At 72.8% G+C, this 23,347-nt stretch carries 22 protein-coding genes; 14 read left to right on the top strand and 8 right to left on the bottom strand.

The window, feature by feature from the left end; genetic code table 11:
• Positions 1–25 precede the first annotated feature (25 nt).
• A complete protein-coding gene (locus ACZ3UD_RS10560; RefSeq protein ID WP_465584955.1) occupies positions 26–397 on the bottom strand; it encodes a hypothetical protein in 372 nt (123 codons plus the stop codon).
• Between the two features lie 243 nt (positions 398–640).
• Here ACZ3UD_RS10560 and ACZ3UD_RS10565 point away from each other — a divergent pair, with 243 nt between their 5' ends.
• Positions 641–979: an SHOCT domain-containing protein gene (locus ACZ3UD_RS10565; protein WP_465584958.1), complete on the top strand. Its 339-nt coding sequence runs from the start codon at positions 641–643 to the stop codon at positions 977–979.
• 158 nt (positions 980–1,137) lie between these two features.
• Here ACZ3UD_RS10565 and ACZ3UD_RS10570 read toward each other — a convergent pair whose 3' ends face one another.
• Complete coding sequence (locus ACZ3UD_RS10570; RefSeq protein ID WP_465584960.1) at positions 1,138–1,548, bottom strand: organic hydroperoxide resistance protein; 411 nt, start codon at positions 1,546–1,548, stop codon at positions 1,138–1,140.
• A 174-nt stretch (positions 1,549–1,722) separates the two neighbouring features.
• Between ACZ3UD_RS10570 and ACZ3UD_RS10575 the strand changes: the two genes are divergently transcribed.
• From ACZ3UD_RS10575 to ACZ3UD_RS10585, 3 genes are all read left to right on the top strand, one after another.
• The gene (locus ACZ3UD_RS10575) at positions 1,723–2,196 is read left to right on the top strand and encodes a MarR family winged helix-turn-helix transcriptional regulator (RefSeq protein ID WP_465584963.1); all 474 of its coding nucleotides are present in this window, start codon (positions 1,723–1,725) and stop codon (positions 2,194–2,196) included.
• Positions 2,197–2,552: 356 nt separating this feature from the next.
• On the top strand, positions 2,553–3,122 hold the full coding sequence (locus ACZ3UD_RS10580) for an RNA polymerase sigma factor (RefSeq protein ID WP_465584966.1): 570 nt from the start codon (positions 2,553–2,555) through the stop codon (positions 3,120–3,122).
• Positions 3,119–3,844, top strand: coding sequence for a hypothetical protein (locus ACZ3UD_RS10585; RefSeq protein ID WP_465584969.1), 726 nt, complete (start codon positions 3,119–3,121; stop codon positions 3,842–3,844). The genes ACZ3UD_RS10580 and ACZ3UD_RS10585 overlap by 4 nt, the downstream gene beginning before the upstream one ends.
• Positions 3,845–3,956: 112 nt before the next feature.
• Here ACZ3UD_RS10585 and ACZ3UD_RS10590 read toward each other — a convergent pair whose 3' ends face one another.
• The 3 genes from ACZ3UD_RS10590 to ACZ3UD_RS10600 all read right to left on the bottom strand — a co-directional run bounded on the left by ACZ3UD_RS10590 (position 3,957) and on the right by ACZ3UD_RS10600 (position 7,353).
• Positions 3,957–4,625, bottom strand: coding sequence for a GAP family protein (locus tag ACZ3UD_RS10590; RefSeq protein ID WP_465584971.1), 669 nt, complete (start codon positions 4,623–4,625; stop codon positions 3,957–3,959).
• 190 nt (positions 4,626–4,815) lie between these two features.
• Positions 4,816–6,228: an argininosuccinate synthase gene (gene argG / locus ACZ3UD_RS10595; protein WP_465584974.1), complete on the bottom strand. Its 1,413-nt coding sequence runs from the start codon at positions 6,226–6,228 to the stop codon at positions 4,816–4,818.
• Positions 6,229–6,636: 408 nt separating this feature from the next.
• Positions 6,637–7,353 (bottom strand): rhomboid-like protein, encoded by a 717-nt coding sequence (locus tag ACZ3UD_RS10600; RefSeq protein WP_465584977.1) that lies wholly within the window; start codon positions 7,351–7,353, stop codon positions 6,637–6,639.
• 235 nt (positions 7,354–7,588) lie between these two features.
• On the opposite strand from ACZ3UD_RS10600, the gene ACZ3UD_RS10605 reads away from it, so the two are divergent.
• Together ACZ3UD_RS10605 and ACZ3UD_RS10610 are read left to right on the top strand one after the other, a co-directional pair.
• Positions 7,589–8,299, top strand: coding sequence for a rhomboid-like protein (locus ACZ3UD_RS10605; RefSeq protein ID WP_465584980.1), 711 nt, complete (start codon positions 7,589–7,591; stop codon positions 8,297–8,299).
• A 182-nt stretch (positions 8,300–8,481) separates the two neighbouring features.
• Positions 8,482–11,175, top strand: coding sequence for a glycosyl hydrolase (locus ACZ3UD_RS10610; RefSeq protein ID WP_465584983.1), 2,694 nt, complete (start codon positions 8,482–8,484; stop codon positions 11,173–11,175).
• A gap of 173 nt (positions 11,176–11,348) precedes the next feature.
• Here the strand turns inward: ACZ3UD_RS10610 and ACZ3UD_RS10615 are convergent, their stop codons facing one another.
• Positions 11,349–12,950 carry an ABC-F family ATP-binding cassette domain-containing protein gene (locus ACZ3UD_RS10615; protein ID WP_465584986.1) on the bottom strand — a complete coding sequence of 534 codons (1,602 nt, stop codon included), beginning with the start codon at positions 12,948–12,950 and terminating at the stop codon, positions 11,349–11,351.
• A 283-nt stretch (positions 12,951–13,233) separates the two neighbouring features.
• Here ACZ3UD_RS10615 and ACZ3UD_RS10620 point away from each other — a divergent pair, with 283 nt between their 5' ends.
• Positions 13,234–14,154 carry an ATP-grasp domain-containing protein gene (locus tag ACZ3UD_RS10620; protein WP_465584988.1) on the top strand — a complete coding sequence of 307 codons (921 nt, stop codon included), beginning with the start codon at positions 13,234–13,236 and terminating at the stop codon, positions 14,152–14,154.
• Positions 14,155–14,190: 36 nt separating this feature from the next.
• Here ACZ3UD_RS10620 and ACZ3UD_RS10625 read toward each other — a convergent pair whose 3' ends face one another.
• On the bottom strand, positions 14,191–15,552 hold the full coding sequence (locus ACZ3UD_RS10625) for an NAD(P)/FAD-dependent oxidoreductase (protein ID WP_465584991.1): 1,362 nt from the start codon (positions 15,550–15,552) through the stop codon (positions 14,191–14,193).
• 548 nt (positions 15,553–16,100) lie between these two features.
• On the opposite strand from ACZ3UD_RS10625, the gene ACZ3UD_RS10630 reads away from it, so the two are divergent.
• From ACZ3UD_RS10630 to ACZ3UD_RS10660, 7 genes are all read left to right on the top strand, one after another.
• A complete protein-coding gene (locus ACZ3UD_RS10630; RefSeq protein WP_465584994.1) occupies positions 16,101–16,940 on the top strand; it encodes an SDR family NAD(P)-dependent oxidoreductase in 840 nt (279 codons plus the stop codon).
• A gap of 62 nt (positions 16,941–17,002) precedes the next feature.
• Positions 17,003–17,080, top strand: coding sequence for a 50S ribosomal protein bL37 (locus tag ACZ3UD_RS10635; protein ID WP_465585098.1), 78 nt, complete (start codon positions 17,003–17,005; stop codon positions 17,078–17,080).
• A 223-nt stretch (positions 17,081–17,303) separates the two neighbouring features.
• A complete protein-coding gene (locus tag ACZ3UD_RS10640; RefSeq protein ID WP_465584996.1) occupies positions 17,304–18,839 on the top strand; it encodes a hypothetical protein in 1,536 nt (511 codons plus the stop codon).
• A 145-nt stretch (positions 18,840–18,984) separates the two neighbouring features.
• A complete protein-coding gene (locus ACZ3UD_RS10645; RefSeq protein ID WP_465584999.1) occupies positions 18,985–19,581 on the top strand; it encodes a helix-turn-helix domain-containing protein in 597 nt (198 codons plus the stop codon).
• A gap of 65 nt (positions 19,582–19,646) precedes the next feature.
• A complete protein-coding gene (gene lepB, locus ACZ3UD_RS10650; protein WP_465585002.1) occupies positions 19,647–20,567 on the top strand; it encodes a signal peptidase I in 921 nt (306 codons plus the stop codon).
• Between the two features lie 123 nt (positions 20,568–20,690).
• The gene (locus ACZ3UD_RS10655) at positions 20,691–20,939 is read left to right on the top strand and encodes a hypothetical protein (RefSeq protein WP_465585005.1); all 249 of its coding nucleotides are present in this window, start codon (positions 20,691–20,693) and stop codon (positions 20,937–20,939) included.
• Positions 20,940–21,035: 96 nt separating this feature from the next.
• The gene (locus tag ACZ3UD_RS10660) at positions 21,036–21,695 is read left to right on the top strand and encodes a double zinc ribbon domain-containing protein (protein ID WP_465585007.1); all 660 of its coding nucleotides are present in this window, start codon (positions 21,036–21,038) and stop codon (positions 21,693–21,695) included.
• Positions 21,696–21,805: 110 nt separating this feature from the next.
• Here the strand turns inward: ACZ3UD_RS10660 and ACZ3UD_RS10665 are convergent, their stop codons facing one another.
• Positions 21,806–23,281, bottom strand: coding sequence for an LCP family protein (locus ACZ3UD_RS10665; RefSeq protein WP_465585009.1), 1,476 nt, complete (start codon positions 23,279–23,281; stop codon positions 21,806–21,808).
• Positions 23,282–23,347 lie beyond the last annotated feature (66 nt).

Here is a 23,347-nt window from a genome sequence, read left to right on the forward strand (position 1 = left end):
GTTCAGGGTCTCACGGTTCGGGGGCTCACGGTGCGAACGTCGCGGTGATCGGGCCGCCCGGGCCGGAGCGCTGGAACCAGACAGCCCGGCGGTGCGGGCCGATGTGCGCGGGGTCGGTCACGTACAGGTCGTCGCGCGGGGCCCGCTCGTTGCCCGGGGCGAGTGCCGCGTCCTCGGCCCGGTCGGCGATGGCGCGCAACAGGGCGGTGGCGGTGGCCTCGGCGGCGGAGGGGGCGATGGCGAGGGCGGTGAGTTCGGTCCAGAGCACGGTGGACACGTAGACGATCGGGGAGCGGCCGAGCGCCGGGTGGGGGGAGCCGTCGGTGTGGCGGCGGAGCATCCCGGCGGCGACGAGCTGCTCGGGGGAGCGGTGGTCGCCGGGCAGGTGGTGGCTCATGGGTGGCAACGCTACCCCGGTGGTCGGGGGCGTGAGCGCAGGCACGTTTTCCCAGGCTTTCTTGACAGCGCTTTGACCGGTCGCGGGCGCACGATGGTGGTAAGGCGCTGATCACCTCGGACACCTCCGCTCCTTCCGCGGAGCCGCTCCCGGGCGTGACGGCACCTTCGGCGGTCCGGCACCTCGGACGGTGGGGCGTCGGTCGCCTCGGCGGGCCCGGTGGGGCCGGAGGAGGAGGTCTCGATGAGGCACTGGCATCTTCACGGGTACGGGCCCGGCCACGGATTCGGCGGTTGGGGCATCGCCGTGATGGCGATCGGCTCGCTGTTGGTCCTGGCGCTGCTGGTGCTCCTGGCCGTCGCCCTGCTCCGGTACCTCTCCCGCTCGCGGCAGCGGGTTCCGCCCGGCCCCGCGGCCGCGAGCGCCGCCGGCCCGGGTCAGGGCGGACCGCCCGGTTGGGCACACGGCCCGACCCCGGAGCAGGTGCTCGCGGAGCGGTTCGCGCGGGGTGAGATCGACGCGGAGGAGTACCGGCACCGACTGGAGACGCTGCGTTCGGCGGACGGGCCGGGCGGCGGCTGACCCGGGGGGTGCGCACCGAGGCCCGCCGCACCGGGTGTGCGGCGGGCCTCGGCGCTGTCCGCCGGGTGGGCGTCGGGCTTGCTCGGTGGACCCGGCTCCACGGCCTGCGCGTCGTGCGCGGCGCGCTCGTCCAGCGAGGCCTGCTCGCCCTGCCGGACTTACTCGACGACGAGTTCGACCGGGATGTTGCCCCGGGTGGCGCGGGAGTAGGGGCAGACCTCGTGGGCCTGCTTGACCAGCAGCAGGCCGGTCTCGCCCGCGAGCGTGTCGGGCAGCTCGACGCGCAGCACCACGGAGAGGCCGAAGCCCGCGCCGTCCTTGCCGATCGACACCTCGGCGGTCACCGAGGCCTCGCTGGTGTCCACTCGGGCCTGGCGGCCGACCAGACCCAGGGCGCTGGCGAAGCAGGCGGCGTAGCCGGCCGCGAACAGCTGCTCGGGGTTGGTGCCCTGGCCGCTGCCGCCGAGCGCGGGCGGCATCGCGAGAGCGAGGTCGAGCTGGCCGTCCGAGCTGACGGCGCGGCCCTCGCGACCGTTGGCGGTGGCGGCGGCGGTGTAGAGCGCGTCCATGGTGGTGTCCCTTCGTGTTGCTGCTCGTCTCGCGGGGTGCGGGTCGTGGATCGCCGTGCGCGGATCGTTCCGCTCGGGCGGCTGCCTGGCGGCCCGCTGTCCGCTCGATAAGTAGAGCACGCGATTCAATTGCGCACAACTTAATGGCGCGATTGTGATCGGTACCATGGGTCCATGACCACGCTCCCGGGCATGGCGGACGAGGAACTGCTCCGCCTCGACCAGCAGATCTGCTACTCGCTCAATGCCGCCTCGCGCGCCTTCGGCGGCGTCTACCGGGTCCTGCTCCGGGACCTCGGGCTCACCTATCCGCAGTACCTGGTGATGCTGGTGCTCTGGGAGGACGGCCAGCTGCCCGTCAAGCGGATCGGTGAGCGCCTGCGGCTCGACTCCGGCACGCTCTCCCCGCTGCTCAAGCGGCTGGAGGCGGCCGGACTGGTGCGCCGCGAGCGCAGCCCGGAGGACGAGCGCTCGGTGACCGTCAGTCTCACGCCCGAGGGATCCGCGCTGCGCGAGCGGGCCGGGCAGGTGCCGCGTCGGCTGCTCGCGGCGACCGGGCTGCCGGTCGAGGACCTGGCCGCGCTGCATGAGCTGCTGGAGCGGGTGACCGGCGCGCTGGACTCGGCGGTGGTGGAGCCCGCGCCGTAGGGCTGCCGTATCGGTGCGGGTGTCGGCGTCAGCGCCGGCGCCAGTGTCGGTGCTGGTCTCGGCGCTGGTGTCGCGGAGCTGTGACGCGGGCTTGGTGCGGGGCCGCCGGGGGGCTTGTCAAGCCGGGCTTCGGCGGTATGTGATCTGGGTCACGTCGCGACCGTCGCGCGGTCGCTCGGGCGCTCGAAAGGGCAGGTCAGCGGCACTGTTCGGAAGTGAACGGAAACGGTCGCCAATTGTCCGCCCGATCCGGTCAACAACCTGGGCCTCCCGGACGGTTACACCACGAGCCCCCAAGGGGCCGTCGGCGTGCCACCGGGTGGGCCGGCCAGCTGACCGAGGAAGAGGGGGCGCGTGTGAACACTCCCGGGCCGGGCGAGGAGCGGAGCCTGCGGGCGGACCCGCTCGACGACCTGCCGACCGACTTCGAGGCCTTCTTCACCCGCGAGAACTCCGGGTACCTCCGCTACGCCCAGCAGCGACTGCGCCACCGCGAGGACGCCCAGGACGCCGTGCAGAACGCCGGTACCACGCTCTACCGGAACTGGCGCAGGGCGCTGGCCAGTGAGGACCCGCAGGCCTTCGCCTTCAAGATCGTCAAGGATGCGGTGGTCGACGTCATGCGCGAGCGCCGCCGCACCGAGCGCAAACGGCAGCGGGTGATCGCCCAGCGCCGCCCCGACACCAGCCAGGACGAGCTGGAGGAGCTCGCCGAACTGGACGCCCTGGACTGGGCCATGGAGGAGCTCGCGCGGGCCGCGCCGGTCCAGTCCGACGTGGTCCGGCTGCGCCAGGCGGGCCTGTCCTACCACGACATCGGCCGGGCGCTCGGCATCGCGCACACCACCGCTCGCACCTACTACAGCCTCGGGCGGCGTCACCTGGAGTACCTGCTGGAGCACCCGGACGACGGGCAGGCGACATGAGGATCATCGAGCTGCTGCGCGCGCACGCCGCCGAGCTGGAGCGGGAGTTCCGCGACCACGACCCGGCGGCCTTCACCCGTCGGCTGGCCGAGCGGCTGGCAGCCGCCCGACGCCCCGCCCCGACCGTGCGCGAGCGCCCGGCCCGCCCGCCCGCAGCCGCCCGGCCACCGCACGTCCCGGCTTCGAGGGAGCACCCCTGGGCCGGAGGGCGGTCCGAACTGCGTCGGGACCTACGGCGCGATCTTCGGCACCTGTGCGCGGGTGTGGCGGGAGCGGTGGAGCCGGCGGAGCTGGCCCTGGACCTCGAACTCGCCGAGAAGACGGCCCTGCGCACGCTCGGCTGCCTGCTCTACGGCATGGGCCGCACGGCGGACGGGGTCTTCTGGTGGCGGATCGCCGTCCAGTACGGTGACCAGCTGGCCGTCCACTGCCTGGCCGTGCACTACGCCGCCGAGGGCGAGCGGGGCGCCGCGGCGCGCTGGGCCGCCGAGGCCGAGGACCTCAGCGGCCCAGGGCGACTGCCGGAGCTGGCCCCGGAGGTCCGGCCGAGCGGCGCGGCCGAGCTGGCGCGGCGGCTGGCGGAAAGGTACGACGGGGAGATCCTGCTGACCTTACGGGACGCGGTGGCGGCGGGGGCGAGTGCCGGCGGCGACGCGGGCGCCGGCGGTGGGCGGCTGGGTGTGCGGACGGTGCGGGGGCGGGGAGTGGTGCGGATCCGGTGACGGCGCCGGGGCGCTGTCGGCGACCAGGGTTCGGGCGACGAGGGTTCGGGCGACGAGGGCGCGGACGGCGAGGTGTCGGATCCGGGGTCCGGCTGCTGGCGCGGGGTCGTGTTCAGGTGAGCCCGGAGAGGGCGTCGCCCAGGTAGGCGGCGCCGAGCACCACCGGAACGGCGGTCATGATCGCCGCGTTGTGCGCGGCCGTCCAGGCGCGCCACTCGCCGAGGGCGCGGATCGAGCGGTCGTTGCCGCGCCGGTGGACGGTGAGCGGCAGCAGGGTGCCTAGCGAGCCCAGCAGCACCATCAGGGCGGCGGCTACCGCCTTCGCCCCGGTGCCGCTCGGACTGGCGGCGATCGAGGCGGCGCCGCCGACGGCGGGGATCAGGGTCTTCGGGTGGGCCACCACCAGGGCCACGGCGAGGCCGGCGGACCGGGCGGCGGTGAGCCGGTCGATCCCCAGGAGCCAGGTCGGCGGCGCGGTCACGTGCCCCGGTCTCGGACGGTCGCGCCACTGCTTCGCGGCGAGGAGGAGGAGCAGGGCGCCGAGGGCCAGCTTCAGCCAGGACGACCAGGTCGGCCTGCCGGCGTCCGGGTTCAGCGCGCCGCCCACCGTCAGGACCACGGTCTCGACCGCCGCCAGACCGAGCACCCACCCGGCGGTGAAGGCGAGCCCGTTGGTCCGGCCGCGCGGCGAGGCGAGGATCAGGAGCACGGCGATCAACGGCAGCGGGCTGAGCGCGACCGCCACCGCCGAGGCCAGCATCGGGCCGATCGCCTCACCCATCCCAGGACCTGCCTTCCCGTCGCCGGGCGCCGTCGCCATTCAGCTACCGCCGGCGGCGGCGCGCACGGCCGGTTCGGCCGTTCGGGTGAGGCGCGGCGGACGGAGCAGGGCCGCCGCACCGGTGTGGTGCGGCGGCCCTGCGCAGGGCGCGTCCGTCGGCTGGGTCACCCGGCTGACACCGTCGGCAGGATCAGTCGGTGCCGGACTCGATCGCCGCGTGGTCGAGTGCGGTGGACGCCGCCTCGTCGCCGGTGCCGGCGGCGATCGGCGCCGCGCCGCCCGGGGCGAGCTCGCCGATCAGGCCGCTCCACGGGGCCAGCTGGCCGTGGCCCGCGTACTGCTCCAGCTTGCTGCGGGAGTCGGCGATGTCGAGGTTGCGCATGGTCAGCTGGCCGATCCGGTCGTCCGGGACGAAGGCGGCGTCGACGCTGCGCTCCATCGACAGCTTCTCGGGGTGGTAGCTGAAGTTCGGGCCCTGGGTGTCGATCACCGAGTAGTCCTGGCCGCGCCGCAGCCGCAGGGTCACGCTGCCGGTGACGGCCTGGCCGACCCACTTCTGCAGGCTGTCGCGCAGCATCAGCGCCTGCGGGTCGAACCAGCGGCCCTCGTACAGCAGTCGGCCGAGCCGACGGCCCTGAGTGTGGTAGGTGGCGAGGGTGTCCTCGTTGTGGATCGCGTTCAGGAGGCGCTCGTAGGCGGTGTGCAGCAGCGCCATGCCCGGGGCCTCGTAGATGCCGCGGCTCTTGGCCTCGATGATGCGGTTCTCGATCTGGTCCGACATGCCCAGGCCGTGCCGCCCGCCGATGAGGTTGGCCTCGTGCACCAGCTCGACGGCGGTGCCGAACTCACGGCCGTTGATCCGGACCGGACGGCCGAACTCGAAGTCGACGGTGACGTCCTCGGTCTGGATCTCCACGGCCGGGTCCCAGAAGGCGACGCCCATGATCGGGGCGACGATCTCCATCGAGGCGTCCAGGTACTCCAGGCGCTTGGCCTCGTGGGTGGCGCCCCAGATGTTGGCGTCGGTCGAGTAGGCCTTCTCGGCGGAGTCCCGGTACGGCAGGTCACGCTCGGCGAGCCACTCGGACATCTCCTTGCGGCCGCCGAGCTCGGTGACGAACGCCTGGTCCAGCCACGGCTTGTAGATCCGCAGGTTGGGGTTGGCGAGCAGACCGTAGCGGTAGAACCGCTCGATGTCGTTGCCCTTGTAGGTGGAGCCGTCGCCCCAGATGGACACCCCGTCCTCCTGCATGGCGCGCACCAGCAGGGTGCCGGTCACGGCGCGGCCGAGCGGCGTGGTGTTGAAGTAGGTCTGCCCGGCGGAGCGGATGTGGAAGGCGCCGCAGGCGAGGGCGGCCAGGCCCTCCTCGACCAGCGGGGCCCGGCAGTCGACCAGCCGGGCCTGCTCGGCGCCGTACGCGCGGCCACGGGCCGGGACGTCGGCGAGGTTCGGCTCGTCGTACTGGCCGATGTCGGCCGTGTAGGCGTACGGGACGGCGCCGTGCTCGCGCATCCACGCGACGGCGACGGAGGTGTCCAACCCGCCGGAGAATGCGATGCCGATCCGTTCACCGGCCGGCAGCTTGCTCAAGACCTTCGACATGCTTGCACCCTTGACCCACCCGCGCGGCGCGGGCTCCTGATTTAGCGACGTGTGAGGGAATTCGGCGTATTCGATCCGATGCCCGCACTCTGGCATAGGTTTGCAGAGTAGCGCAAGAGAATACGGAGCGTGGGCCGGGGTGGCTGCTTGCCGTGCCGCTTCCCGTCGGTTGCTGATCTGGGCAACTAGGTTGGCGGGGGTGGTGGTTGAGGTGCGCTGGTGGCCGGGGAGGGCGCCGAGGGGTGGCTCGGGAGGTGGGGTGGATTTTTTGGGGCAGCCGTGGCTCGGGGTCGTCGGGACCGGCCGGGTGGTTCTGAGGGCGGTGCGGGGAGGGGCGTCGGGAGACGGAGGCGGGCCGGACTCCCGCAGGTGGGAGACCGGCCCGTCGTGGTCGGGGCGGCGGGGAGGTCAGGGTTTGTGGCCGCTGTTGTGGGCCGGTTCGCGGTCGGGGTCTCCGCCGGGTCCGCTGTTCGGCGTTCGGAAGGCGCGGGCGCGAACCCAGGCCGTGCGGGAGGCGAGCACGCCGAGCCCGAGGGCGACCAGGTGCCCGGCGTCGGCCAGTTGCTGGTTCAGCGCCCAGGCGGTGGCCAGCGTCAAGGCGAGGGCCGACAGGCCGTAGCGGCGCAGCGGGCGCGGGCCGAGGGCGAGCAGACAGGCGGCGGTGGCGACCAGTCCGTAGCTGATCCCGACGTCCCGGGCCCGGGAGAGCGCGCCGGGGATCCGGGCGGTCACCATGACCCACATGGCGCCCTCGGTGACCAGGGTGGCACCCAGGTGCCCGAAGGCGAAGACGGCGCCCGCGCGGGCCGGGCCCCAGCGCCACTCGGCGAGGCCCAGGACGACGGCGACGGCGGCGATGCCCGCCCAGGCCGGGACCCCGTCGACCACCAGGCCGCTGGTGAACAGCGTCCACCACTTGCCCACCTCCATGTGGTGGACGTTGCTGCTGTTGTGCCGGACGAACCGGGCCCGCTCGGCGTGGCTCTGGTTGGCCAGCCAGGCGGCGGTGACGGTCAGCAGCATGACGTAGACCGTGGTGAGCCGCAGGCGGAGGGCGGCTCTGAGTGCCGGGCGTCGGGCGGTGGCGGTGTCGGTCGGTCTCGTCGATCCGAGGCGGTCCCTCATCGTGCCTGGCGCCCTTGCTGTCTCGTTCCTCAGGTACCGGCAGCCACCCCCGGGAGGCCGGAGGCCCAGCCTACGTGAGTCGGGGGTGGCGGCCGTGCCGATGGCAGGCCGGCGGAACGGGGAGGGCCGGTGTGGGCCGGTGCGGGCCTGGGCCGGATCACCCGAACGGGTCGCCGCAGCGGCGGGCGGTGGTGCGGACGGGCGAGGGTGGGGAGGGACTGTCGAGGAGGCGCCGATGTCCGGCAGCACCACCGAGGTGCCCCAGACGCACCGGCGGCGCTGGTGGGCTCGCGCGGCCCATGCGGCGTGCGCCTATGTACGGCGCGCTCCCGGTACCTACATCTGGCTGGCGATCCTGCTGATCACCACCCAGGTGATCCGCCATGTCGACACCGCGACCGCCGACCGCATCCTGGAGCGGCGCTCGACCAACCTGCACCACCTTCGGGTCTCGCCGGTCCGGGTGCTGGCGACCAGTGCGCTGTGGATCGCGGGCGGCGGTTGGCTGAGCTACTTCGCGCTCTACAACGTCTTCCACGTGCCCGCCGAACGCTGGCTCGGCACGCTGCGCTGGATCTCGGTGGCGATGCTGGCGCACGTCGGGGCGACGTACCTCAGCGAGGGCGTCCTCGGGTGGGCGATCCACCGCGGCCTCGCCGCACCGAAGGCCGTCTACACGCTCGACTACGGCGTCAGCTACGCGCTCGCCGGGGTGATCGGGGTGCTCACCTATCTGATCGGGTGGCCCTGGCGGTGCCTCTACCTGGCCGGGGTGCTCATCGTCTACGGCGTGGGTGCGTACCAGAGCCGGGATTACACCAGCGTCGGGCACCTGAGCGCGGTGCTGATCGGGCTCGCCTGCTATCCGATGACCCGCGACCGGCCGGGGGTCTTCGATCCGGTCGCCTCGGTGCGGGTGTTCCGGCGGCGGATCCGTAGGAAGTGAGCGGTCATCAGGGGCGGTCGGCCCCAAGGAATTCGGTGAATGCCAACTGTTGGAATCGGTAGGGCTCTTAACCGTTTCTTACCGTCTGGATCTTCCCCAGGCCGAGCTGACCGGCCAGGCTTACCCCCTGTTTCGCCGGGGCCGCGCGACCGCGCGGCCGGCCACAGGGGAGGACCGCACTCGTGCCCATCAGGCAACGACGACGGCTGCTGCTGAGCGCCGTCACGCTCACCGCCGTCGGACTGACCACCACCCAGGCGCTCGCCGCGCCGTCCGCGCCGCCGACACCGCAGCCCTGGCAGGTGCGGCACCAGGCGGACATCGGAAAGCAGCACGCCCAGAAGGTCCGGGGCAAGAACGCCCTCTCGACCTTCAGCCCCAAGGCCGAGACGGCGGCCGGGGACGGCGGCGACGAGGCGGAGAACTCCGCCGAGGGCGTCGCCCAGTACACCGAGGCCCGCACCGCCCCCGGCGTGGTCGCGCCGGGCGCGTACGGTGCGGCCTGGTCACAGCTGCAGTCCATGCCGCACACGGACGGGCACTGGGATCACGTCACCTCCAAGCCGTACAACTCGGACGACCCGCGCTACCGCGACGTCAACTCCAACTCCAGCGGTGGCGCCGGGCTGGTGACCGGCCGGATCACCGGCATCGCGGCGGACAGCGACGGTTACGTCTACGCCGGTGGTGCCAACGGCGGGGTGTTCCGCTCCCGGACGGGCGGCGGGAACTGGGAGCCGATCGCGGACAAGCTGCCGACGCTGTCGACGGGCACGTTGAACCTGGACGAGGGCGGGCGGCTCTGGTACGCCACCGGCGAGTCGAACACCGGCGCCACCTCGTACGTCGGCACCGGCGTGTACCTGCTGTCCGACCCGAAGCGCGGCAAGTTCCAGCCCGGGAACCGGGTCGGCGGGGCCGAGCTGGAGTCGACGATCATCCACGCGCTGCGTTTCGGCGGCGGGAGGGTGTGGGCGGCGACCAGCCGGGGTGTGTGGAGCCACTCGACCACGGACCTGTCGGGGCCGTGGACGCTGGAGTTCGCACCCAACCCCGACTACCTGCCCGGTGGTTCGAAGGCCGGTGACCCGAGCGCGCCGTACAAGAACATCGCCAATGACATCGCGATCGATCCCAAGGACCCGTCCAAGGTGGTCCTGGCGGTCGGCTGGCGTGGCGGCGACACCTACAACGGTTTCTACAGCAAGGCGGCGGACGGCAGTTGGCAGCGGGTCTCGTCGCTCGGTGATCTGCCGACGGACGCGGCGAACGTCGGCAACGTGACCTTCGCGCGGTCGGCGGACGGCTCGCGGTACTACGCGATCGACCAGTCGCCGGACGTCGCGGCGCACAACCCGGACACCGGCCTGAAGGGCATCTACGTCTCCAAGTCCGGTTCGCCGTCCGGTCCGTGGACTCTGATCGCGGACAAGGACAAGCTCAAGGGGTCGGGCTCCGCCCTCCAGGACCCGGGCTACCAGCCGGGCATCCAGTCCTGGTACAACCAGTCCCTCCAGGTGGACCCGGCCAACCCGGACCACGTCTACGCGGGCCTGGAGGAGGTCTTCGAGACCACCGACGGCGGCGCCAAGTGGGCCACCGTGGGGCCGTACTGGAACAACGGCTTCCCGTGCTGGAGCATCGACCCGGCCAAGCAGACCGGTGACTGCTCGCCGACCCCCCACTCCGACCAGCACGCCGTCGCCTTCGGCAGTTACCAGGGCAAGGTCAACGTCTACGTCGGCAACGACGGCGGCATCTACAGGCGCCCGGGCAACGGGCAGTTGGACGCCTGGGGCCACGGCAAGGACTGGACGCCGCTCAACGACGGCACCATGGACACCCTGCAGTACTACTCGGTCGGCGTCGGCAAGGACCCGGCGGACCGCTCCGGCAAGGGCGTCATCGTCAGCGGCGGCCTTCAGGACAACGGCGAGTCGATCCTGCGCGCCCACGACAAGGTGATGGGTTCCAACTTCGGTGGCGACGGCGGCGACACCCTGGTCGACCCGAACAACGGCTGCAACATCGCCGAGGAGTACGTCTACCTCGACATGTGGGTCACCCAGAACTGCGCGGTGAACGACGGCAGCTGGACGAAGGACCCGAGCAAGGCCACCTCCTTCGAGGTCGCCCCGCCGGACAAGGACACCAGCGCGGCCCGCTTCATCGCGCCGATCACCAGCGACCCGAAGGACGCCAACACCTGGATCGCGGGCGGCCGGCACGTCTGGGTCCAGCACAAGGGCTACGCGATCCGCAGCGGCAGCGAGTGGACCAGCGCGTACGACCTGGGCGCCGGCCACGTCGCCACGGCGGTCGCGACGGTCGACGGCACGGTGTACGCGGGCTGGTGCGGCCCGTGCAACAACCAGGGCTTCAGCCGCGGCATCGCGGTCGGCAAGACTGACGGCACCGGCTGGCACCAGCTGAACCTGCCGGTCGACGGCGCCCTGCCGAACCGCTACATCTCCTCGTTCGCCGTGGACGAGAACGACGCCCAGCACGTGTTCGTCGCCTTCAACGGCTTCTCGCGGACCTGGACCGAGGGCCCCGGCGCGGGCAACGGCCACCTCTTCGAGACCCGCGACGGCGGCGCCACCTGGACCGACGTCTCGGCCAACCTGCCCGACGTCCCGGCGACTTCGGTCAAGATCCTGCCGGACGGTGGGCTGGCGCTGGGCACCGACCTGGCCGCCTTCTACCGCGCGCCGGGCGAGACCGACTTCTCGGTGCTCGGCCGCAACCTGCCCACCACCTCGGTGCAGCAGCTGAAGACCGGCCCGGACGGCCGCCTCTACGCCGCCACCTTCGGGCGCGGCATCTGGTCGATCGACCCGCGCGCGCTGTACGAGGACAACGACAACCAGCACTGATCGGCCTGCTGGGCGGTTGGGGGCGGCGACGGCCGCCCTGGACATCCGGACCGGCGGCGGCGAGGTGCTCGCCCGGGTGCCGTAGAGCGGTTCGCAAACCGTAGAACGGCTTTCGTTGACGCTCGGCCCGCCGGGGAAGCCGGCGGGCCGAGACGGGACTCGGGGAACGGGCGTCAGGCCTGCGTGACCAGTTCCAGGTAGGAGTCGTGCCACAGGTCCTCGTCCCCGTCCGGCAGCAGCAGGACGCGGTCGGGCCGCAGGGCCTCGATGGCGCCCGGGTCGTGCGTGACCATCACGATCGCGCCCGGGTAGGTGCCGACCGCCGCCAGGACCTCCGCCCGGGAGGCGGGGTCGAGGTTGTTGGTCGGCTCGTCCAGGAGCAGCACGTTGGCGCCGGAGTGGACCAGGGCGGCCAGGGCGAGGCGGGTCTTCTCACCGCCGGACAGGACGCCGGCCGGCTTGTCGGCGTCGTCGCCGCGGAAGAGGAACGCGCCGAGCACGTGCCGCAGTTCGCCGTCGGTCAGGTCGGGCGCGGCCTCGGCGAGGTTGTCGCGGACGCTGAGCGCCGGGTCCAGGGTGTCGTGCTCCTGGGCGAAGTAGCCGAGCCGCAGGCCCGTCCCGGGGACGACGCGGCCGGAGTCCGGGGTCTCGTGGCCGGCCAGGATCCGCAGCAGGGTGGTCTTGCCCGCGCCGTTGAGGCCGAGCACGACCAGCCGGCTGCCGCGGTCGACGGCGAGGTCCAGGCCGGTCAGCACCGGCCGGCCGCCGTACGCCTTGGCCAGGCTGATCGCGCCGAGCGGCATCCGGCCGCAGGGCGCGGGCTCGGGCAGCCGGATGCGGGCGGTGCGCTCGGCCTGCCGGGCGGGTTCCAGATCGGCGAGCATCCGGTCGGCGCGACGGGCCATGCTGCGGGCGGTGGTCGCGGTGGCGACATTGGCGCGCATCCGGTCGGCCTGGGCGTGCAGGGCGGCGGCCTTGCGTTCGGCGTTGGCCCGCTCCCGGGCGCGGCGGCGCTCATCGGCCGCGCGCTGGGTGAGGTAGGCCCGCCAGCCGGTGTTGTGGATGTCGATGGTGGCGCGGCCCGGGTCCAGGTGGAAGACCCGGTTGACGGTCTCCTCCACCAGCCCGAGGTCGTGGCTGATCAGAACCAGCCCGCCCTGGTGGGTGGCGAGGAAGCCGCGCAGCCAGGCGGTCGAGTCGGCGTCCAGGTGGTTGGTGGGCTCGTCCAGCAGCAGGGTGCCGTGCTCGGCGAACAGGATGCGGGCCAGCTCGACCCGGCGCCGCTGGCCGCCGGAGAGCGTGCCGACGGGGGCTTCCACCACCCGGGCGGGCAGCCCGAGCCCGGCCGCGACCCGGGCGGCCTCGGCCTCGGCCGCGTAGCCGCCCCGCGACTGGAACCGGGCCTCGGCCCGGGTGTAGGCGTCCATCGCCCGGCGTTCCTCCGCCGGGGAGCAGGCCAGCGCCATCGCCTCCTCGGCCTCGCGTAGCGCGCGGACGGCGGTGTCCAGGCCGCGGGCGGACAGGATGCGGTCGGTGACGGTGACGGCCGGGTCGGCGGCGCGGGAGTCCTGCGGGAGGTAGCCGACCGGCCCGGTGCGGGTGACCGTCCCGGCGGCGGGCGACAACTGGCCGGCGAGGGTGGCGAGCAGGGTGCTCTTGCCGGCGCCGTTGCGGCCGACCAGGCCGATCCGGTCGCCGGGGGCGATGTGCAGGGTGACGTCGGACAGCAGCAGACGGGCGCCGACGCGCACGTCGACACCACGGGTGGTGATCATGGGATAACGCTCCGAAACAGCTAACGGACACACGGGTGGCGTGGAGGCGGGTCCGTCAGCTAGGAAATTCGGGGCGTAGACATGCGGCCAGGCTAGCTGTTCGTCGGAACGGCCGCATCCGAATTAACCGGCCGCATTCCGTCCGGCTAAGCGAACGGGCCGCCCGGACTGCGGATTCACCGGCCGTACCCGGGCCATCCGCCCGTTCCTTCGCTGCGGTTTCGGCCACCGTGGCGCGCGAGGCCGTCTTGCCGGGCTGGGCCGGGGCCTCTTCCATGGCCGCATGGGCCGATCCGAACTCGTTCTCCTGACCGACCACAGCTCGACCGAAGGAAGCCGCGACATCCTGGCCACCGCCGTGCGGACGCTGACCGGCCGCGCGCCCGTCCACCTCGACGCCCGGCACTTCATGGACGGTGGCAACGGCCGGATCGAAGCCGACGGCCCGGGCGGGCTCCGGCTCACGGCGGACGGACGGACCGTCACCGCCGAGGCGGTGGTCGTCTACGAGATCCCGCCGCACCGGCGCCGCGCCTTCGCCGACTGCCAGCGGCGGCTGCGCGCATACGGCGCCCGCTCGCTCGGCATCGACTCCGAGGCGTGGCGGGCGGCCACCGAGAAGGACCGCACCGTCGCCCGCTTCGCCCGGGACGGGGTGCCGCAGATGCCCAGCGTCGTGCTCTCCCGGTCGAGCCCGGAGGCCGCCGCCGAGGCGTTCGAGCGGCTCGGTGGTGACGTGTGGGCCCGGCCCTGCGTCGGAATGGGCGGCGAGGACGTCTTCCACGTCACCACCCGGGCCCAACTCGCCGCCGCCGCACAGTACTATGCCGCGGCCGGGATGGACTGGCTGATCGCCGCCGATGCCCGGAACTTCCTGCCGGACGGCCGCCGCCACCAGTACCGCGTGGTGGTGCTGCACGGTCGGGTGGTCCGGGTGGCCGAGCACGTCCAGACGGACCCGGACGCGCCCTGCAACGAGTGCCGCGGCGCCGTCTCGACCACGCTTGATATCGGTGAACTTCCGGACGGTCTTGGAGAGGTGGCGATCGCCGCAGCCGACTCGCTCGGCCTGGAGCTGTCGGGCGTCGACCTCGCCGCCGAGAGCGGCGGGGTGGTCTTCGAGGTCAACGTCCACCCGGCCTTCGGGCAGCGCGCCCTGGAGCAGGTCGCGCTGCCGTACGTCGCCGCGCACCTCGCCCCGTGAGCGGCAGCGGCTCCGTGACCGTCGGCCTCGCGGCCGTCAGCTCCGCAGCACGGCGGCCAGCACCGACGGGCGGAAGAACAGCGAGGGCGGTGCCACCAGGGAGAGCACCTCGTGGAAGGCCGCGGTGACCTCCGGGTTGCGGGTCGCGCCGGCCAGCACCCGGTCCAGGAAGCGGTGCTGGATCCTGATCAGGGCGCCGGAGGGCCCGCCGGTGGTGGCGGCGAAGCGGACGTCCTCGGCGCAGGACATCATCCAGGCGTTCTTGGACACCGCCGCGATCTCCCGCTGCGCGTCGCGCGCGGTGGCGTGGCCGATGCCGCCGTGCCGCAGTGCGGTGCGGCGCAGTGCCTGCGCGCAGAACAGCGAGACCGTGACCCCCTGGCCGTACACCGGGTTGAAGGTGCTCGCGGCGTCGCCGACCACCACCAGGCCCTCCGGGCCGCCGCGCTCGTAGTGGCGCCGTACGCCCGGGCCGGGCAGGAAGCCGCGCACCTCGCCCGCCGGTTCGGCGTCCCGCAGCGCGTCGCGCAGGCCCGGGTCGCGGAGTTGGGCCAGGTGCTTGGTGAAGCCCTCCTCGCCGGGCTCGGGTTCGGCGCCGCGCATCCCGGCCAGGCTGACGATCCAGCGGTCGCCCTCGACCGGCAGCAGCACGCCCATCCGCGCCTTGTCCGGCGCCTTGGTCTGCAGGTAGATCGCCTGGTAGCCGAGGTCGACCCCGGGCGGGCGGTGGAACAGCCGGGAGGAGTAAGCCACACCGGCGTCCACCCGCTCCTCGGGCACCGGGCGGCAGCCCAGTTCGGCGAGCCACTTCGGCACCGAGGTCGAGCGGCCGGACGCGTCGACCACCAACTCGGCCGGGATGTCCCGGACTTCACCGAGACCAGAGCTCTGCCCCGCGTCGCGCTCCGAGCCGCGCTGACGGACCTTCACCCCGGTCACCGCCCCTGCCGAGCCCAACAGCCCGACCACGTCGGTGCCCTCCAGGAACTCGATCGAGGGCTCGGTGCGGACCCGGTCCAGGATCAGCTTGTCCAGCACCGGCCGGGTGCAGGAGAGGAAGCCCAACTCGGCGGGGTAGTCGGCCATCCACCCGGCCGAGCTGAGCCACTTCAGATCGCCCGAGACGGCGACCCGGTGCGCGCCCGCGGCCGACAGCTCCTGTTTGATGCCGGGCATCATCTCCTCCATCGCCCGGTGCCCCGCCTCCAGCACCAGGTGGGCGTGCCGCCCCTGCGGCACCCCGGCCCGGAACGTCGGCTCGTCCGGGTAGCGGTCCCGCTCCACCACGACGATCCGCTCGGCGCTGCCCCGCAGCGCCCAGGCCGCCACCACCCCGGCCAGACCGCCGCCGATCACCACCGCAGTGCCCCGCTCGGGGGCCGTCTCCGAAGAACTCATGACACGTAGCGTAGTGGTGTCCGAGGCGGTCCGTAGCCGCTTCACCTGGACGAACGTGCTGCCCCGGTCGGCCCGTTGAGGCCGCATCGGGGCGGCGGGAGCCGTGGAGCGCGGTAGTGCGGGTCGAAGTCGGCCCCGCCCCCGGTCGTCGCGCGGCGTTCGCCGGTTGGACTCACGGGTGTTCCGGGTGCGTCAGGGTTCCGTCAGGGCGTCGGCGCGGCGCTTGCCCCGGCGGGCCGGAGTGGGTTTGATGAGCTGCATGAACCGCCCGGTACGCCATCACGACCGTCCGCCGCATAAGCGGCCGCCGGTTCGCGCCGCCGTGGCCGTCATCGCCGTGCGCTGATTCCGCGCCTCCCCGCCGTAGGCACAGCCCGCGCCGCGCCCCGCCCTACCGCCGTCTTGGCCCGGGCGGGGCCGGGCGGCCGCCGATCCGCGAACACCGCGGATCCGTGTACCCCGCGTGAATTCCGCATCCCGGCAGATCCCTTGAACCCGCACCACCGGCCCCGAACAGGGCCGGCGATGCCACACACCCTGGAACGGTCATGTCCGAATCCGCCCTGTCCACCTCCTCCGTCCTGTCCGCCCGGACCGCCCTGGTCACCGGCGCCTCCTCCGGTATCGGCTGGGAGAGCGCCCGGCTGCTCGCCGGGCTGGGCGCCACCGTGCTGGTGCACGCCCGGACCGCCGCCGAGGCCGGGTCGGCTGTCGCCCGGCTGGTTGACGCGGGCGCTCGGCGGGACCAACTCGTCGAGCTGGCCGCGGACTTCACCAAGCTGTCGGAGGTCGCGGTGCTGGCCGGTACGGTGGTCAAGCACTACCCGGCGCTGGACCTGCTGGTGAACAACGCCGCCGTGATGGCGCCCGAGCGCTGCACCCTCACCGACGACGGCAACGAGGTCTCGCTGCAGGTCAACTTCCTGGCCGCGCACCTGCTGGCGAAGCTGCTGCGCGCCCCGCTCTCGGCGGCCGGCGACGCCCGGATCGTCAACGTCTCCTCCTCGCTGCACCGCACCGCCTCGATGAACTGGTCGGACCCGCACCGGGTGAAGAAGTACTCGCGGGTCGCCGCGTACGCCCAGTCGCAGCTCGCGCTCACCATGGCAACCGCCGACATGGCCCCGGTGGGCTCCGGCATCACCGCCGTCTCCCTCAACCCGGGCCAGTGCGCCACCGCGCTGCTGCCGCTGTACGGGCGTACCGGCGCGCCGGCGGCGGACGGCGCGGCGGCCGTGGTGCGGCTCTGCCTGCCGGACGTCGAGCTGGTCAACGGCGCGTACTACGACGGTGGCGCTCTCGCGCAGACCGCCCCGGCCGCCCAGGAGGAGCGCTCGGTGAAGCGGCTGGCCCGGCTCGCCGACCAGCTGGTCGGCCAGGCCGCCTGAACCACCGCGAACCGAGGACCGAGCCGAGAGCCACGAGAGACACGAGGAACACGAGGAACACGATGTCCAAGCGCGCACGCAAGAAGAGGTCCCGTCGGAAGAAGAAGGCGAACCACGGTCGCAGGGCCGGCCAGGGCTGACCGCTCCACCGGCACCTCTCGCAGGACCGACCCCGCCGGGCGCCGCGACGGCGCCAAGGAAGCGTCAAGATCGGCGCCCGGCGGTGTCAAGGAGGCGTCAGGAGGCGTCTCATCGTAGGCGGCGCGGCACTAGCCTCGCCCGGCGGAGAGAAGCGGTTCTGCGTTCGGTTTCAGTGGGAAACCCCCTGGCAGACCGTGCAACGGGGGAAAGGGACGTACCGTCATGACCACCTCGACAGCGCACCGGGAGACCACCTCGGGGGGGACGGCCGACGAAGGGGGTGACAGCCCCGAACCGGCCGGACCGAGCGGCCTGTCCGGCACCCTGGCCCGACTCGGCCAGGGCCTCCGGACGGTCGGCAGCCGGTCCTACTGGACCACCCCGCGCCTGGTCCGAGGCCTCACCGCGCTGAGCCTGGCCACCCTGATCGGCCTCGGCGCCACCGCCACCACCGTGCTCGGCGGCGTCCGTGACGGCACCGACACCATCGGCCACCGGGCCGCCCCGCAGGCCACCCGAGCCGCCGACCTCTACTTCGCGCTCAGCGACATGGACGCCCAGGCCGCGAACCTGCTGCTGGTCGGCGCGGACCCGGACTACGCGACGCTGCGCAAGCAGACCCTGGACACCTACGAGCAGCGCCGCGACCAGGCCGACGACGACCTCCAGCAGGCCGCCCAGGCCGCCTCCGCCGACCCGGCCGGGCAGCGCGCCGTCCAGCTGGTACTGGGCAAGCTCGGCAGCTACGAGGTCCTGGTGGCCCGCGCCCAGCTGCTGGAGGAGCAGGCCAAGGCCCCGGCCGGCCAGCCCTCGGCCGCCGCCCTGGACGCCTACCGGCAGGCCACCGACCTGCTGCGCCAGCAGCTGCTGCCCGCCGCGGACCAGGTCACCGCCGCCAACCAGGCCACCGTCGACCGGGTGTACGGCGAGCAGCGCGACGCCCTGGGCTCCGGCTGGTGGTGGGTGTTCGCGGTCGGCCTGCTCGCCCTCGCCGCACTGGTCGGGCTGCAGCGCGCCCTGTTCGTGCGCTACCACCGGGTGTTCAATCCGGCGCTGGCCGCCGTCACCCTGCTGACCGGCATCGTCATGGTCGCCGGACTGTACCTGGTGGGCCGCGCCGACGACCACCTGGTGACCGCGAAGAGCGACGCCTACGACTCGGTGATAGCGCTCAGCCGGGCCCGCGCCGTCGCGTACGACATGAACGCCGACGAGAGCCGGTACCTCACCGACCCGACCCGCGCGACGACGTACGAGCAGGCCTACCTCGACCAGAGCCAGGCGATCGTGCACCTGGACGGCGCGACCCTGGCGAACTACAACGACCGGCTGCAGGAGGCCGCGACCCGGTACCGGTCGAACCACGGGAAGGTCCCCTTCGGCGGGTACCTGGGCAGCGAGCTGAACAACCTCACCTTCGCCGGCGAGCGGGACGCCGCGGAGCGGGTGCTGGGCGCCTACCAGGAGTACCAGCTGACCGACCACAAGATCCGTGACCTGCGCGACGAGGGCAAGCTCAAGGACGCGATCACGCTCAACACCGGGCTCGCCAAGGGCCAGTCCAACTACGAGTTCGAGCAGTTGAGCACGGCCATGGGGGACACCATCGCGATCAACCGGCGGGCGATGGAGACGGCGGTCGCCGAGACCGACAGCGACCTCGACGGCACCACGGCGGCCCTGGCCGGCGGCGCGCTGGCGGTGGCGCTGGGCCTCACCGCGCTGGGGGTGCGGCCCCGGCTGCGCGAGTACCGCTGATCCGGAGCGCAGGGCCCGATGGCGATCGGCGGATCGTCACCGGGCCCTGCTGCGCTACGCACAGGCAGGGCGTCCGGAAGCCGCGAGGGCGTGCCACGGTGTGCCGGATTGACAAACACCCTTGCCGTCCCGGCGAATGGCAGGCATGGCCGACGAAGAGTTCGAGAACGTCCTGACCACGGTGGGCCCCCGGCTACGGGCCCTGCGCCGGGAGCGCGGCACCACGCTCGCCAAGCTGGCCGCCGCGACCGGCATTTCGCTCAGCACGCTGTCCCGGCTGGAGTCCGGGCAGCGCAAGCCGACCCTGGAGCTTCTGCTGCCGCTGGCCCGGGAGTACCGGGTGCCGCTGGACGAACTGGTCGGCGCCCCGGTCACCGGCGACCCCCGGATCCATCCGCGCCCGGTGACCAGGAACGGCCAGACGATCGTCCCGCTCACCCGCCACCTCGGCGGTCTGCACGCGTACAAGCACATCGTGCCGCCGGGGCGGAACACCGGGCCCGGGCTGGAGTTGAAGGTCCACGAGGGCTACGAGTGGCTGTACGTGCTGTCCGGGCGGCTGCGGCTGGTGCTCGGCCCGCACGACCTGGTCCTGACGGCCGGTGAGGCTGCCGAGTTCGACACCCGCACCCCGCACGCCTTCGGCAACGCCGGTTCGCAGCCGGTGGAGTTCCTCAGCCTGTTCGGTCCGCAGGGTGAGCGCATCCATGTCAGGGCGCGCCCGGGAACCTCAGTTCGGTAGGTTCGTTCCCTGACAGGGGGTTCCCGCTTCGGGCTCCCGCCAGGCCGTCGGGAGGGGCCGAGGAAATGAGTGTGCAGCAGAGCACGGAGTCCGGCGAGAGCGGTGGGACGAAGGAACGGGCGGAGCCGGAGAATGGGGCCGGGCAGGCCGGGGCCGGCGAGGCGGCGGAGGCCGGGACGGACGACGCGGAACAGGGCGCGAAGCCCGCGCGCAAGAAGCGCCCGTTCTGGCAGGAGCTGCCCATCCTGCTGGTGATCGCCCTGCTGCTCTCGCTCGGCATCAAGACCTTCTTCGTGCAGGCCTTCTCCATCCCCTCCGGTTCGATGGAGAACACCCTGCACATCGGGGACCGGGTGCTGGTCGACAAGCTCACCCCGTGGTTCGGTGCCGAGCCGGAGCGCGGAGAGGTGGTGGTCTTCCGCGATCCGGGCGGCTGGCTGGAGGGCACGTCGACGCGGGACGACGGCTTCATGGGCACCGTTCAGCAGGCGCTGAGCACCGTCGGCCTGATGCCCTCGGCGGACGAGAAGGACCTGATCAAGCGGGTCATCGCGGTCGGCGGGGACACCGTCGAGTGCAACGCGGGCAGCCCGGTGAAGGTGAACGGCGTCGCGCTGGACGAGCCGTACCTGTTCCCCGGTGCGACGCCCTGCGACAACGACCCGGTCGGCACCGTCACCGTGCCCAAGGGCAAGCTCTGGGTGATGGGTGACCACCGCGACAACTCGCGGGACTCCCGTCCGCACCACAACGAGACCGGGGACGGTTTCGTGCCGGTGGGCAACGTCGTCGGCCGGGCCTTCGTGGTGGCGTGGCCGATCTCCAACTGGTCCACCCTGCCCGTCCCGGACACCTTCGCCAAGGTGCCCTCCGGGGCCGCGGCCGCCCCGGTGGAGGCGCCTCCGGCGCCGGCCGCGCTCGCCTTCGCGGGTGTCGTCCCGATCGCGTTGTGGCGGCGCCGGCGGTCGCGACGGGCCGCCCGCTGAGGCGACGTACGGGCTTCGCCGGAACTCCACCCGCGGTGCTCTACGCGGCTGTAGAGTTCCGGCGATGGGCCGCCGCCCCGGTCGCGGCCGCGGCCGGGGCGGACCGGGTCGGGAGGCGGAACCGTGGTGGAGAGTCGGCGAAGCCCCGCACCGGCCGTCGAACCGGCCGACGCCGAGGTCCGGTGGGTGTACCAGCCGGTTGAGGTCGACCTCGGCGACGGCGCCTGGGCGCCCGGCCGGATCAGCGGCTGGTGGCGGGACCCGACCGGGCGGCGGTGGTGCCGACTGCGGGTCAGCCGCAGCGGGCAGCCGGCCGGTTGGCGGCTGTTCGAGCCCGAGCGGATGCTGCTGCTGCCGGTCTCCGGGTTGTGAGGTTTCGGTGGGGAGTTCTTGGCGGAACCGTTCGAGGATCCCTGTCGTCCCTGGCATCGACCGCCGAACAGGCCACTTTCAGCAACCGGGGACGACGTGAGTTCCGAGATCTACTTCAGCAGCAACTACCGCGACCTGTGCGAGCAGTACGGGACGGGCGCGGGCTTCCAGTTCGAGTTCTACTGCTACCGCTGCTCCGACACCTGGCGCTCGCCGTTCGAACGGTTCACCACCGGCCAGGTGGCGGGCTGGATAGGCAAGGGCGTCAGCGCGGCCTGGAACCTCATCGGCGGCAACGCCAACACCATCAGCAACGCCGCCGACGGCCTGGCCGGTCAGACCTGGGGCACCTCGCGCGACGCCGCCTTCCAACGCGCGATCGACAACGCCCAGACGCACTTCAACCGTTGCGGCCGGTGCACCCACTACGTCTGCGGCCGCTGCTTCGACCCGGCTCAGGGCCTGTGCTTCAACTGCGCCCCGGACACCGCGGCCGAGGCGTTGGCGGCGCAGCGGCGCGGCCTCAACGACATGGTGTCGGACCGGGCGTACCAGGCCGGGCAGCAGTCCGGGTCGGAGTTCGACGTGCGGACGCCGCGGCAGTTGGTCTGCCCGCAGTGCCAGACCGAGACGCACGGTACGGCGTTCTGTCCGGGCTGCGGGTTCAAGCTGGCGCAGCCCGTCCAGTGCGCGCAGTGTCACAAGGACGTGCCGGAGGGCGCCGCGTTCTGCCCGTCCTGCGGGACCAGGCGCTGAGTCCTCCCCGAGTGCGACGGGCGGGGCGACCCCCGGCTGAAACGGGCGGGGCGCCAGCGGACTTGAGGTCCGCGGGCGCCCCGCCGTCGTTGGCTTCCGGCCGTCGCGGCTCAGCCGTAGGAGATGTTGGCGCAGGGGTCGTCGTCCGCCGAGCGGGCGGTGCCGCTGACGCTGCTGGGCAGCGGGGCCGGGGCGCTGGGGTTCGCGCCGGGCGCAGGGGCGGCGGCCGGGTTGGCGGCGGCGAAGTCGTGGCCGAGCACCACGTTCAGGCCCTTGCCGCCGGGCTGGACGGTCGCGCCCGGGAAGAGCTTGGCGACCGCCTCGGCGGCGGTGCGCTCGCCGGTGCCGTACTCGACCACGGTGGTGCTGCGGGCCTTTCCGGCGGCGTTGCCGACGGTGGTCACGGTGTAGCCGGCGCCCTTGACGGTCTCGGCCGCCTTGCCGCCGAGGCCGGACTCCCCGGTGCCGTTGAGCACGGCGACCTTGATGTCGGCGTTCTTGGGGTTCGCGGTGGCGGTCGGGGTCGCCTCGGCGGCCGGGGTGCTGGGGGCGGCGGTGTCGGGGGCGTCCGGGCGCTGGGCGCTGGCGTCCTGGCCGTCGATGGTGCGGTCGGCCTTGAGCGCCGCCCAGAGCTGGTCGACGTCGGGGTGGACCAGGGCGACCCGCGGGCCCTCGTAGCGCCACGGCGCGGTGATGAACTTGATGTCGTGCAGGTCCACGTCCTTGAGTGACATGGCGAAGGACATCAGCTTGGCGGCCGAGCCGAGGTCGGGGTCGACGGTCAGTGACTTGGTCGCCGCGTCGGCCAGCGGCAGCAGGGTGGTCGGGTCCATGCCCTGCGACTTGACCTGCTTGATGAGGGAGGAGAGGAAGGCCTGCTGGCGCTTGGTGCGGCCGATGTCGGAGCCGTCGCCGATGCCGTGGCGGACCCGGACGAAGTCCAGCGCGGACTGGCCCTCGACCTTCTGCTTGCCCTTGGCGAAGATCAGCTTGCCCTTGTGGCCGAGGTTGGGGTTGAGGTCGCCCTCGTGGATGTCGTTCGGCAGGCAGACGTCGACGCCGCCGACCGCCTTGGTCATGGTGGCGAAGCCGTTGAAGTCCACCACGATGGTGTGGTCGACGCGCAGGTTGGTGAGCTTCTCGACGGCGTTCTGGGTGCAGGCGGGGTTGCCCTGCTCGGTGTCGCCCACCGAGAAGGCGCTGTTGAACATCACATTGGTCTGCTCCTTGGTCCACTTGCCGTTGGGGAGCTTGCACGGCGGGATGTCGACCAGGGAGTCGCGGGGGATCGAGATGCCGACGGCGTGCTTGTGGTCGGCGTAGACGTGCAGCAGGATCGCGGTGTCCGAGCGGGCTCCGGCGTCCCCGCCGCCGCCCAGGTCGTTGTTGCCGTTGCCGCGGCTGTCCGAGCCGATCATCAGGACGTTCACCGGGGTACGGCCCTGGGAGTCCGGGGCGGCGGCCTCCGGGCGGTCCTTGCTGAGGGCGTCGCCGTCGAAGGTGGTGATGTTGCTGTTCAGGCGGTAGTAGAGGGCGCCGCCGCCGATCAGGAGGAGAGAGGTGAAGCCGGCGGTCACCCAGAGCACCTTCTGCTTGGTGCTGCGTTTCGGCTTGCGCTTGGCCCGGCTCGCGGGCCGGTCGCCCGATATGTC

The sequence above is a fragment of the Kitasatospora sp. NPDC023118 genome, from assembly GCF_055560875.1.